Annotated in this window: 13 protein-coding genes; all 13 read left to right on the top strand. The window is 28.3% G+C overall.

Annotated elements, in window-relative coordinates:
* The first annotated feature begins 30 nt into the window (after window positions 1-30).
* Window positions 31-1533, top strand: a complete 1503-nt coding sequence (gene yjeM / locus I4V16_RS04435) for a glutamate/gamma-aminobutyrate family transporter YjeM (protein WP_111937561.1) — start codon at window positions 31-33, stop codon at window positions 1531-1533.
* Window positions 1534-1645: 112 nt separating this feature from the next.
* Window positions 1646-2128 carry a DUF4358 domain-containing protein gene (locus I4V16_RS04430; RefSeq protein ID WP_049177065.1) on the top strand — a complete coding sequence of 161 codons (483 nt, stop codon included), beginning with the start codon at window positions 1646-1648 and terminating at the stop codon, window positions 2126-2128.
* A 292-nt stretch (window positions 2129-2420) separates the two neighbouring features.
* The gene (locus I4V16_RS04425; protein ID WP_049179892.1) at window positions 2421-3797 is read left to right on the top strand and encodes an MBOAT family O-acyltransferase; all 1377 of its coding nucleotides are present in this window, start codon (window positions 2421-2423) and stop codon (window positions 3795-3797) included.
* A 12-nt stretch (window positions 3798-3809) separates the two neighbouring features.
* Window positions 3810-4910, top strand: coding sequence for a DHHW family protein (locus tag I4V16_RS04420; protein ID WP_049179891.1), 1101 nt, complete (start codon window positions 3810-3812; stop codon window positions 4908-4910).
* A gap of 149 nt (window positions 4911-5059) precedes the next feature.
* Window positions 5060-5404, top strand: a complete 345-nt coding sequence (locus tag I4V16_RS04415) for a hypothetical protein (RefSeq protein WP_049179889.1) — start codon at window positions 5060-5062, stop codon at window positions 5402-5404.
* A gap of 30 nt (window positions 5405-5434) precedes the next feature.
* Complete coding sequence (locus I4V16_RS04410) at window positions 5435-6343, top strand: patatin-like phospholipase family protein (protein WP_049179888.1); 909 nt, start codon at window positions 5435-5437, stop codon at window positions 6341-6343.
* Between the two features lie 153 nt (window positions 6344-6496).
* Window positions 6497-7009: a sigma-70 family RNA polymerase sigma factor gene (locus I4V16_RS04405; RefSeq protein WP_049179886.1), complete on the top strand. Its 513-nt coding sequence runs from the start codon at window positions 6497-6499 to the stop codon at window positions 7007-7009.
* A gap of 3 nt (window positions 7010-7012) precedes the next feature.
* A complete protein-coding gene (locus tag I4V16_RS04400) occupies window positions 7013-8461 on the top strand; it encodes a DUF4179 domain-containing protein (RefSeq protein WP_111937599.1) in 1449 nt (482 codons plus the stop codon).
* A 183-nt stretch (window positions 8462-8644) separates the two neighbouring features.
* On the top strand, window positions 8645-9376 hold the full coding sequence (locus tag I4V16_RS17640) for a metalloregulator ArsR/SmtB family transcription factor (RefSeq protein ID WP_080351885.1): 732 nt from the start codon (window positions 8645-8647) through the stop codon (window positions 9374-9376).
* Window positions 9377-9555: 179 nt separating this feature from the next.
* A complete protein-coding gene (locus tag I4V16_RS04390; RefSeq protein ID WP_049179883.1) occupies window positions 9556-9804 on the top strand; it encodes a hypothetical protein in 249 nt (82 codons plus the stop codon).
* 95 nt (window positions 9805-9899) lie between these two features.
* Window positions 9900-10940, top strand: a complete 1041-nt coding sequence (locus I4V16_RS04385) for a methyltransferase domain-containing protein (protein WP_049179882.1) — start codon at window positions 9900-9902, stop codon at window positions 10938-10940.
* Between the two features lie 89 nt (window positions 10941-11029).
* Window positions 11030-11623, top strand: coding sequence for a CHAP domain-containing protein (locus tag I4V16_RS04380; protein WP_242979726.1), 594 nt, complete (start codon window positions 11030-11032; stop codon window positions 11621-11623).
* A 124-nt stretch (window positions 11624-11747) separates the two neighbouring features.
* On the top strand, window positions 11748-13412 hold the full coding sequence (hcp, locus tag I4V16_RS04375; protein ID WP_080351884.1) for a hydroxylamine reductase: 1665 nt from the start codon (window positions 11748-11750) through the stop codon (window positions 13410-13412).
* The last annotated feature ends 105 nt before the right edge of the window (window positions 13413-13517 follow it).

Below are 13517 nucleotides of genomic sequence, written 5' to 3'. Positions count from 1 at the left end.
ATTGTAGATAGGTTAAATAGAGGTGATAGAATGAACAATAATACAAAAAAACTAACATTAATGGCTTTAATACTTATGATTTTTACATCTGTATTTGGATTTGCTAATATGCCAAGGTCATTCTTACTAATGGGATATGCAGCTATTCCATGGTATATAATAAGTGCAATAGCATTTTTTATACCATATGCTTTTATTATGGCTGAATATGGTTCTGCCTTTAAGAAAGAAAGTGGTGGAATATATTCTTGGATGGAAGGGTCTATAGGACCTAAGTATGCATTTATTGGTACCTTTATGTGGTATGCATCTTATATAGTATGGATGGTAAATGTGGCATCATCTATATGGATTCCTTTATCAAATGCTTTTTTTGGAAAGGATTTAACATCTACATGGTCATTATTAGGATTAAATTCAACTCAAACATTAGGAATACTAGGAGTGCTATGGATAATTTTTGTTACATTTATATCTACCAAGGGGATAGAGAAAATAACTAAGATTACATCTGTTGGAGGAACCTTTATAGCAATATTAAATGTAGTTTTAATTGTAGGAGCTATTATAGTATTTGCCTTAAATGGTGGAGAGTTTTCAGAACCAATTACCAATGGAGTAAAAGCATTTTTTGTTTCACCCAATCCAGATTATCAATCAATAATACAAATCTTGTCTTTTGTAACTTTTGCTATTTTTGCATTTGGAGGACTTGAAGTATTAGGAGGATTGGTTGACCAAACTGAGGATGCAGAAAGGAATTTTCCTAAGGCAATAATTGTTTCTGCTCTTGTTATTTCAGTAGGGTATGCTATAGGAATATTTGCCTGTGGAGTTTTTACTAATTGGAATGATGTATTATCATCTCAAGATGTTAATTTAAGTAATGTAGCTTATATTCTAATGAATAACTTTGGAGTTCAACTTGGAAATGCAATGGGATTAAGTGAAACAGTTTCTTTACAAATTGGCATTTGGGTTGCTAGATTTGTTGGTTTATCAATGTTATTAGCTTTAACTGGGGCATTTTTCACATTAACATATTCCCCACTAAAAACATTAATTTCAGGAGCACCAAAGGAAATTTGGCCAGGAAAAATTGGAGAAATAAAAAATGGAATGCCTATAAATGCTATGTGCGTTCAAGCAGTTATAGTAATTTTTATAATACTTTTAGTATCATTTGGAGGAAAGGGTGCAAAAGAATTCTTTAGGATACTAGTTTTAATGACCAATGTTGCTATGACTATACCATATTTATTTTTAGCAGGAGCTTTTCCTAAGTTTAAAAAGAAGCAATTAGAAGGAAAGGTTCCAAAAGCCTATGAATTTTATAAATCCTATGGAGCTTCAATTTTTGTAGCAGTTATTATATGTATAATGGTGGGCTTTGCTAACATATTTACAATAATAGAACCAGCAATATCGGGAAAAATATTTGATACTATAATGATGCTAGCAGGACCAATAAGTTTTTCTGTGGTTGCATTAATTTTATATAGTATTTATGAAAAAAAGTATAAGAGTAACTAAATATAGTTAAAAGTTTTGTAGGAGTACTAACATTGTAATGATTTTGAAACTTTTCAAAGTGAAAAAAATGTGATACATTGTAAAGGAATACAAAAGATGACGGAGGGGTATTATGAAAAAGAAATTATCAATTTTATTAGCTACTTTAATGGTAGGAGCAACATTTGTAGGTTGTGGAGCAAAGGAAGAAGCTAAAAATGTTCCAACAAGTGAAATTGTTGAAAGTATTAAAGAAAAAGTGGAAATGAGAGCATTAGGAACAGTTGAAGGAGAACTTTTAACAGAAAAATTCCATTTAAATCTTGATGATGTAGAAGAGCAAACTGTAGAAAATGGTGTCATTAATACCGGATTAGAAGTAGTTGCAGTTGTTAAAGCTAAAGAGGGAAAGGTTGATGCTGTAAAGGCTTCATTAGAAAAGGTTATTGAGGATAAGAAGGCATCAGCATTTTATCCAGGAGAGCCTGAAGCAGTTGAAGCAGCACAATTAAAGGTAAATGGAAATTATGTAGGACTTTTCATTATCCCAGATTACGAAGAAGGACAAAACAATGCTGAAAAGGCAGCAAAAGTTTTTGAAGAAGCTCTAAAATAGTCAAATATGCTTTAGGAATGGAAACATTCTTAAAGCATTAATTTTTTACTGTCTAGTAAATTATAAAATTTCAATTAGCTATAAATCAAAGGTATTATTACATTTTCATATTAAAAAATATAAAATAAAGGATAGTAATTTTATAATTTACTTACCTTTAGTACGCGTGGGGGGGATATTTGTTTCCATGTGACTTGGAGCTTACGACGGAACAAGGGAAATAAATATCCGCCACACCTTTTTTATTTTTATAAAGAGCAAGATGGATAATTAGTTAAAAAGGAGAAAAGTTTTGATATTTAGTAGTATTTTATTTATATTTAGGTTTCTACCTATTGCACTAATACTATATTATATAACTCCTCAGAAATATAAAAACTTAATTTTAACTCTATTAAGTTTAGTGTTTTATTCTTGGGGGGAAGGCAAATATTTTTTAATAATGATTGCCTCAATTATTATTGATTACACAGCTGGAAGGCTTATTTATAGATATAAAAATGAAATTAAGAAAAAAACTATAGTTTTGTGTATTTCCTTAGTATTTAATCTTGGTCTATTATTCTTCTTTAAGTATTTTAATTTCTTTATAGACAACATAAATAATATTTTTAATTTTGCTATAAAAGGAGTAAAGATAACCTTACCTTTAGGAATAAGCTTTTATACCTTTCAAACAATGTCCTATAGTATAGATGTTTATAGGGGCAAGGTAGTTCCTGAAAAGAACATTATTAATTTTGCAGCATTTGTAACCTTATTTCCACAGCTTATAGCTGGTCCAATTGTAAAGTATACCGATATAAATAAGGAGATAAGTAGGAGAGTTATTACTAAGGATAATGTTGAAGTAGGAATTGAAAAGTTTATTTTAGGTCTTGGTAGAAAGGTTCTAATAGCAAATAATATAGGAATGCTTTGGACAGAAGTTGAAGGAATAGGGTTTGAAAATATTTCAACACCGCTAGCCTGGCTTGGGATTATATCCTTTGGCTTACAAATTTATTTTGATTTTAGCGGATATTCTTTAATGGCTATTGGATTGGGTAAAATGTTAGGATTTAATTTTCCAGAAAACTTTAATTACCCTTATATATCAAGAAGCATATCTGAATTTTGGAGAAGATGGCACATTACTCTAGGTTCATGGTTTAAGGAGTATGTTTATATACCTTTAGGTGGTAATAGAAAAGGTAAAGTTAGGGTTACTTTTAATCTATTTATTGTATGGGCTTTAACTGGGTTATGGCATGGAGCAAGTTATAATTTTTTACTTTGGGGATTATTCTTTTTCTTACTTATTAGTATTGAAAAGTTAGGGCTTATAAATTTTTTAAATAAGCATAGAGTATTTTCACACATATACACAATATTTTTACTTTTAATTGGATGGACTTTATTTGCTATAACCGATTTTAATGGTATCTGTGAATACCTTAGTAAGTTGTTTTTCTATTCAAATGGAGAAGAGTGGATTTATTATCTTAGAAACTATGGAGTTTCACTAATTATTGCAATTATTTTTTCTTTACCATTAGTTTCGATGTTTTATAAAAAGATAGAAAACTTTAAATGGATAAAGACAATAATTCTAATGGGTATTTTTATAATATCTGTTGCTTATTTAGTTGATGCAACATATAATCCATTCCTTTATTTTAGATTCTAGGAGGTATTAAATATGAGAAGAAATCCTTTATTATATACTTTTTTTATTTTCCTTCTAGGAATTACTATTATAGATATATGTAAAGAGGATAAGAGATTTTCAGAGTTAGAAAATAGAAATTTAAGAGGAAAGGTTGAGTTTTCCTTAGAAAAGTATTTTGATGGCAGTTATCCTAAAAAGTATGAGGAGTATATGAGTGATCAATTTATTTTAAGAGATAACTGGATAGATTTAAAATCAAGAAGTGAGTACTTATTAGGAAAGTTAGAAAACAATAATATTATTTATGGAAAAGATGGATATCTTTTTGAAAAGTTTACAGAGTTAGATAAAAGAAGAGTTACCATTAATATAGATTCTATTAATAAGCTCATAGAGAATAGCAAGACACCTGTAAGTATATTAATAGCGCCAAATTCCTATGAAGTATATAAAGAAAAATTGCCCTTAGGCGCTCCTGTAATTAATCAAAGGGATGAGCTAGAGAAGATATATATAGGTATTAACGGTGAAAATAAGATTAATCTTACTGAAAAGTTTATAGAGAAAAGCGAAGAAAGTTTATATTATAAAACTGACCATCACTGGACTACAAAAGGAGCCTACTTAGCTTATAGAGATTTTATAGAAAGTATAGGTTACAAAGCTATAAATTTAGATAAGTATAATAAGAATGAGGTGGAAGGTTTTTTTGGAACTTATTTTTCAAAGGCAAAACCTTTTAATGTTGCCTCGGATAAGTTAACTTATTATGACTTTTCAGGAATAACAATGAAGATAGATGATAAATTATATAATTCTTTATATGATTATTCTAAGTTAGATATAAGAGATAAATATTCATTATTTTTATATGGAAATAATCCATTGACTATAATTAATAATTCTAATTTGAAAAATGGAAAGAAGTTAGTTATCTTTAAGGACTCTTATGCTAATTCTTTTGTTCCATTTTTAACTGAAAATTTTGAAGAAATTCATGTTATAGATTTAAGAAGTTTCTCTGAATCTGTTAGTGAATATATAAATAATAATAGCTTTGATAATGTATTAGTATTGTATAATTTTATTAATTTTACTAGAGATACTAATATAATAAAGCTTAAGTCTTAAGGAAATTAAATAGGATTACATTTATTTTAATAAGTTTAAAGTGTTAAAGCGGGATTTCATTAAATAGATAGAAATCCTGTTTTCATATATAGAGTTAATTTGTTATAATAATGAATAATAAGATGAATAAAGAACACAGGTGATAATATATGGCAAAACATGAGTTTGGAATAATAGATAAGCTTGATAAAGAAAAAGATTATAGCAATTATGATCCTAAAGAATATAATTGTATAGAAGTAGATGATGAATTAGTAACTGAGATGATAAAGTATCTCAAGAGATTAAGAACATATCATCATAACTATAGCAACCCAAGTTTTGGATTTGCATATACTGGAGTAACCTTGATACCAGATACTTCTTTAATGTTTTTGCATGATATAGCATCAACACTAAATAGGTTTAAGAAGTCACAAGAGCTTACTGACTTAACTTGTCTTCTTATGGAGGCAAAGATAAAAGGAAAATATATAATTCATTATGGTATATAAAATAAAGTATTTATAAATATAGGGGGAATTATGAAAATAGGATTAGTACTTTCTGGTGGTGGCGGAAAAGGCGCTTATGAGTTAGGCGTTTGGAGAGCTCTAAAGGAATTAGGAATAAGTAAATACATATCTGTCTTTTCAGGTACATCTATAGGTGCATTTAATTCAGTGCTATTTGCTATGGATAACATGGAAAAAGCAGATAAGTTATGGGAAGAAGTAACAATGGATAAATTAGTTCCTCTTAGTAAGGTAGAATTAATAAAAAGAGGAATAGGGTTATACTTAGGGGGGAAGAATCTTCAGTTAGCTAAGAGATTTCTTAGTGATAAGATAGAACATGGAGCAATAAGTAATGAAGGTGCTGTAGAGGTTATAGAAAAATATCTAGATTGTAGTGTTTTTGACAATACTAATAAGGTTTGTTTTGCAGCTTGTACAGAATTACCTAACTATAATGTTAAGTATTTTAGATTGAATGATTATGATGAAGAGACAAGGAAGAAAATTGTGTTAGCATCTGCATCTCTTCCTCTTATATACGATAGTACAGAGGTTGTAGGAGAAAAATATATTGATGGTGGTATTGCTGATAATACACCTATACAGCCCGTTTATGGTGAAAAGTGTGATGTTATAATCGTTGTTTTGCTTTCAAAAGAAGCAACTATTGATAGAGATTTATATCCTCATTCTAAGTTAATTATAATAGCACCTGAAAATCTAGATGAAAATACTATTAATGGTACTTTGAATTTAGATACTGATGCTAAAAGAGTTAGAATTAATGAAGGATATAAGGATACAATGAATAGAATTAAGCCTGTTATGGAGCTTATAAAGTTTATTAATGAAAAAGAAGAAGAAGAAAAAAATCCAATGCTTTATAAAATGTATGGAAAGCTAAAGTCTGTTTCTTTTAAAAGGAAAGAAAAATAAATAGTATAAAGATTAAATCCACATGGAGATAAAAGTCCATGTGGATTTTTATGTTATCATAATATGTAAAATATAAAACCATTTTAATGTTTACTTAGTCTAATGGATGTAAGGATAAATTATCGATAATTTAGACATTTAAGGAGGAACAATATGGATGAAAAAGTCAATATGGCTATAAAAGGGGATGTACAAGCATTTTCATCTTTAATTGATAGTATAAAAGATAACTTATATAGAACGGCATATGCATATGTGAAGTGTAAAGAAGATGCTTTAGATATTGTTGGAGATACTATTTATAAAGCATTTATATCTATTGATAAGTTAAGAAATCCAAAGCTTTTTAAAACATGGATAACTAGAATTTTAATTAACAATGCAATAACTTTTAATAAAAAGAGAGGGAGAGTTATTTACTTAGAAGAAGAAGCTTTAGGTAATATGGAAGCAATGAAAGAGGATAGTGATGAAAAATTAGACCTTTTATGTGCCATAGATAAATTAGATGAAAGATATAAGGAAGTAATAATATTAAAGTATTTTGATGATTTAACTATAAATGAGATTTCAAAGGTTTTAGATAAGCCAGAAGGTACAATTAAAACATATTTAAATAAAGGGCTAAATGCATTAAGACTTTATATTGGAAGGGAGATTGTTTGAGTTATGGATATTAATAATTTGAAAAATTCTATAGATGTTCCAACAAATGAATTAAATAATATTATAAAAGATTCAATAAAAAGGGGAGAAAAATATAAATATAGAAGAAAGAACGTAAGATTAAAAAAGATTGGGGGAGGGATAGCTGCTGTATTTGTATTAGTAAGTGTAATAGGTATAATGAATCCAAAGGCAGTTAGTGCAATTCCATTAATAGGGTCAATTTTTAGCCATTTTAGTGATGTAGATAAAATTGATAAGTTTGAAGATTTTTCTCAAAGTGTAAATAAAACTGTTGAAAGCAATGGCGTAAAGGTTACAGTAAATGATATTGCTCTAGATAATAATATATTAGCTATTACTACAACTATAGTAGGTGAAGATATAGATGGAGCTAAGGGAATAATGGGTAATATATATTTAGATGGTCATTTAATGAAAAGTAGAAATAATAAATATGTAAAAATAGATGATAAAACAACAGAGTATATTTTGTATGGTAATGTTTCTGATATAAAATTAGGTGATGAAGTAAATATTGAAATCGACTTTAAGTATGTTGATAATATTAAAGGAGATTGGAATCTTAAATTCTCTACAAATAAGGAAAAGACAAATAGCATATCAAAAACTATAGAAGTAAATGAAAATATTAAGTTACCAACAAGTGAATTAAAGATTGAGAATGTAGTAATTAGTCCTTTTGGAAGCTCTATTAATTATTCAGGTACTTACTATGAGAAGAGTAAAAGTAAAAACCCTGAAATAAAAGGATTTAGAGTAACTGATAATAATGGGAAAGTTTTAGGAGTAAAGTTTGCTGGTAGTACATCAAGTGATATTGAGTATAGTGGAAAATTTGAAATATTAAATAATCTATGGAATGTTGATGGTATTTCTATAGTGCCTATCCTTGACTATGAAGATAATGAAATAGATAAAAGCATAGGTGAATATAGAGCAAATATATATCAATGCAATGTAAATGATATTGATAAAAAACAAATTATTATAGAGAATCGTAGAAAAGCTACAGTAGAAGAAAAGAAATCGGGTTATGCTTATGATGAGGTAGTAAAGGTATTTAGTATGGATAATAAAGAGTACTTATATCTTAATGATTTAGTAGGTGAAAATATTCAGCTAAATAGAGATACAAATGTTAAAGTAGATTCTATTAAAACATTAGAAGATAGTACCTTAATAACTATGAAAGTAGATGGAGACTATTCATATTGTTTGTTATCTAGTTTTGTATTGTTAGATGAGGATAGCAACTACTATGAAATGGATTTAAATAATGGAAAAGAACCTATGATTGATGCTGAAAATAATCTTGTATTGGTAGAGTTGCCAGTAGTAGATAATAACAAGAAATATAAGATTGCTATGCAAAAAGCTCAAAATCCAATAGTAGAGGATTCTTATAAAATAAATGTAGTAATTAAATAAGTAGCTAAAAGAAGTGTATATGCTTTATGCACTTCTTTTATTTTGTATAGTAAATAATTTTAGAAAATATAAAAGTGAATATTATATATAGGTATTTATATATATCGTATAATATGGTTGAAATTAACATAGAATAGTGCTAAGCTTTAGTTAAGCAACTACTTAATTAAAAATGGAGGAGCAATGGAAGAGTTTATAAAGATTTTTAAGGCACTAGGGGATGAAACTAGAGTAAATATATTGCTTTTAATTTCAAATAGAGGCATGTGTGCTAAAGGTATAGCAAGACATCTTGAAATCAGTGAAGCAGCAGTATCTCAACAAATAAAAATACTTAAAGATATTGGTTTAATTCAAGGATATAAAATTGGTTATCATATTATCTACGACTTAAATGAAGAAAAAATAAATTCTTCAATTAAGTTTTTAGAATCAATAATAGATAATGAAAAAACTAGTACAACAAATATTGCAAGCTTAAAATGTCTAAATGGATGTAAGCATATGAAATGTGCTAGTAATAAAAAAATCAAGGAGGAACCTATAATGAAAGTTTGTTTTCCAGTTGAATCAAATGAAGGAGTAAAAAGTATACCATATGGTCATTTTGGTACAGCACCACTTTTTGTAATATGTGATTTAGAGACTAATGAAGTTAAGTCAGTAGGCAATGGTGATTTAGGTCATGAACATGGCAAATGCCAACCAATGAAAGCATTGTCAGGTGAAGAAGTAGATGCAGTAGTAGTTGGAGGCATTGGTGCAGGAGCTATTAATAAATTAAATTCTATGGGAATAAAAGTTTTTCAAGCAATTCAAGGAGATTTGGAAAAAAATCTAGAAGCATTTAAGGAAAATAAGTTAAAAGAGTTTCCTAGTACTCATGTATGTAATCATGATGGATGTTCTCACTAAAAATTAAATACTTATGTATAAAAGCCTACATACTATTGTGTAGGCTTTTTCTAATTATAGAATAATTTGTATTTTGTTACTAATTTTAATTTTCTGAATAAATAATGTAAAAACTGGAATAGGAGTACAATGAAAATAGACATGTAATTATAACTATATATAATAAGGTGGGGATTAAAATGAATTTTATAAAGGTACATAATATTAATGAGAGCAAAATATTGAAAAAAGAGATTTGGGAAAAAAAGAAAAGAGAAAAGGTTACGTTATGTTCTTGTAAGGGCTGTATACAAAAGGCAGATGTAATATCAAATGTAAAAATAAATGATGTGGAAGAAGGAAAAATTGTTTATAGCATTCCAGTATGTAATGAGTGCAGTAACAAAGCAGAAAATTATTACGTAGATATAGATAGTTTGGTTATATAAGAGTTAGAACTCACAGTGATGAAAATTGCTGTGATTTTTTTATTGACTTTAACCTAAGACTAAGGTTTAAACTTAGTTGTAAAGGGGGAAAGAACATGAGTAAAAAATATAATATAAAGGAAGTAGCGAAGTTATTTAATATAACAACCAATAAAATTAGATATTATGAGAAACAGGAATTAATTAATCCTATAAGAGATGAGGAAAATGATTATAGAATTTATAGAGAGAAAGATATTATGCAACTTCAAGCAGTGCTATTATACAGATCTATAGGACTATCAATTAAAACTATAAAGGAAATAATTAAAAGTAATGATAGTATAGATTATTTGGAGCACTTTAATAGACAATGGATTATGGTGAATGATGAGATGCATAGATTAAATACTATTAGAGAATCACTTGAAAAAATAATAGATATATTATATGAAGATGAGAAAATGAACTCTGATAAAATTTTTCCTATTATTGAGAAAGGAAATAAGGTAGCATCTATTAGAGAGGGATGGAAGGATAAGTGGAACTTTAATAGTTGGGCAGATAGTTATGATGAAGATGTGAAGGTTGATAGGGGAGTTTTAAAGATTTATGAAAACTATAATAAAGTTTTGAATAAAGTGTATGAGAAATCTACTATAGCTGGAGAGGGTATATCAGTATTAGATATTGGGGTAGGAACAGGAAATTTAGCCAAAAGGTTTTTAGAAAATAACTATAGAGTAGTTGGAATAGATCAATCTAGAGAAATGTTAAGAGTAGCAAAACATAAATATCCTAATTTAAAAGTGAGATTAGGAGAATTTCTAAAGATACCTTTTAATGATAAAGTATTTGATATAATTGTATCAACTTATGCATTTCATCATTTAAATTCTGAAGAAAAATCATTGGCTATTAAAGAGATGATAAGAGTTTTAAAAGATAATGGGAAGATAGTAATAGGAGATTTAATGTTTAAAAATAGAATTGAAGAAGAGGGAATATTAAAAGAGTTAACAGAAGCACAAGTAGATGAAATAAAAGATGAATATTATTCATATATAGATGAGCTTGAAAGTGAATTTATGAAATATAATAAAAAGCTTAACTGTGAAAAGATAGATAGATTCATAAGTATAATTGAAGTAAATTAGAAAATTAAAAAATTATTACAAATATCCAAAAAGGAAGTATTTTAATACACAATTAGGATATAATTACCATGAGATTGGAAGTGGTGATTGTGAAGAAAAAAAGGGTATTAAAGTTCATTATTATATTTCTATTTTTATGTTGCGTTATAGGATATGCATCATATAAAGGTTATAAAAAATATGAAGATAATAAAAATGGAATTGGAGAGACAATTGATGTATTTAATGGGGTAGAGGTATACTATAATGGTTCAGAATATGGTAATGTTCATGGAAAACATTATAGTAAGGATGGATATTATTATGGATATGAGTGGCAGTGTGTTGAGTTTATAAAAAGATATTATTATGATTATTTAGGGCATGAGATGCCAGATGGATATGGTAACGCAAAGGACTTTTTTGATGATAGTATTCCACAGGGAGAAGTAAATGAGAAAAGAGGGCTTGTTCAATATAGGAATGGCGGAAATGAGATGCCTAAGGTAAATGATATATTAATATTTAATGATACAACATATGGTCATATAGTAATTATTTCAGAAGTTGGAGAAGACTATATTGAAGTAATACAGCAAAATATGGGGACTCATACAAGAGATAAGTTTGAACTAAAGAAGGATGGAAATAATTATTATATTGGAGGCCATAGAACTCCAGCTGGATGGCTTAGAAAAGAGTAGAAATTTAATAATAGGTGTAAGTAAAAGAAATATTGCTACAGCAGTATTTCTTTTTTGGTGTGAATTATTTAGTGTTTTTAGAGAATAATACTATTATCTATTTAGTTTAGAGGAGTGATTTATTATGGATGAAAATCCAATGTTTTGTTATCAATGTGAACAAACAGCAGGAGGAAAAGGCTGCACTAAAATGGGTGTATGTGGGAAGACACCAGAAGTAGCTAATCTTCAAGATTTACTAGTTTATCAATGTAAAGGAATAAGCGCTTATGCAGTGGATCTAATTGAGAAGGGCGAAATCATAGATAAGAGTATTGTTAGTTTTGTTGAAAATTCATTATTTACTACATTAACTAATGTGAATTTTGATGCAGAAGTACATGTTGAAATGCTTAAGGAATCTCAAAAGATAAAAGAAGCTTTAAGAGAAAAAGCTTCTAAAAATAAAGAATATCCTGAACAAGCTACATATAATCTTAGTTCTACAAAAGAAGAAATGCTTAAAGATTCAATAAGGGCAGGAATAATGTTTGATCAAACACTAGATGCAGATATAAGATCTTTAAGGCAGACAATTGTTTATGGATTAAAGGGGATAAGTGCCTATGGACACCAAGCTAGATTCTTAGGATATTTTGATGACCAAGTTGATAACTTTTATTTTAGAGGACTAGAGTGTACTACTAATGATAATTTAAGTGTAGAAGAAATGATTCGTATGACTATGAGAACTGGAGATATGAGCGTTGCTGTAATGAAAAAACTTGATGAAGCAAATACAAATACTTATAAAAATCCAACAGTACATAAGGTTAATGTTAAGAGAGAAAAAGGACCTTTTATTATAGTTTCAGGACATGATTTAAGGGATTTAGAGATGTTATTAAAACAAACAGAAGGAAAAGGAATAAATATATATACTCATGGTGAAATGATACCATCTCATGGTTATCCAGAATTGAAAAAATATAAACATCTTGTAGGAAATTATGGTGGAGCATGGCAAGATCAACAAAAAGAATTTGATGGAATACCAGGATGTATTTTAATGACAACTAACTGTTTAATGAGACCAAGGGAAACTTATAAAGATAGAATATTTACAACAAGTGTAGTAGGATGGGATGGTGTTAAGTATATTCCTGCTGATAAGGATGGATATAAAGATTTTACTCCAATAATTGAAAAAGCTCTAGAACTTGGTGGTTTCACTGAATCAGAAGAACCACATGAAATTTTAGTAGGTTTTGGCCATCATGAAACTCTAAGTCATGCTGGAGAAATTGTTAATGCAGTAAAGGATGGAAAGATAAGACACTTCTTTTTAATTGGTGGATGCGATGGAGCAAGACCTGGAAGAAGTTATTATACAGAATTTGCTCAAAAGGTTCCAGAGGACTGTGTTATCTTAACTTTAGCATGTGGTAAATATAGATTTAATAAATTAGATTTTGGTGAGGTGGCAGGTTTACCAAGGTTATTAGATGTTGGCCAATGTAATGATGCCTATTCTGCTGTTAGAATTGCAACTGCACTTGCAGATGCTTTTGATACCGATGTAAATGGATTACCTTTATCTATTATTTTATCATGGTATGAACAAAAAGCAGTTGCAGACCTTTTAGCTTTACTTTCTTTAGGTATAAAAGGTATTTTTTTAGGACCAACTTTACCGGCATTTTTAAGTCCTAATGTACTTCAATATTTAGTTGATACATTTAATTTACAACAAATAAGTCAACCAGATGATGATTTAAAAACTTGTTTACAACAAGGAATTGGATTATAAAATTGTAAAAAGATAAGTTGATTATTCAACTTATCTTTTTTACTGTCTAGGAAAGTATAAAATTTCAATTAGCTATAAATCAAAGGTATCATTATATTTTCATAT

It is taken from the genome of Clostridium sp. 1001283B150210_160208_E6 (genome assembly GCF_015669365.1).
Taxonomy (GTDB): Bacteria; Bacillota; Clostridia; order Clostridiales; family Clostridiaceae; genus Clostridium; species Clostridium paraputrificum.
Note: the sequence above shows the minus strand (reverse complement) of the source record. Positions and strands in the feature narration are given on the sequence as shown.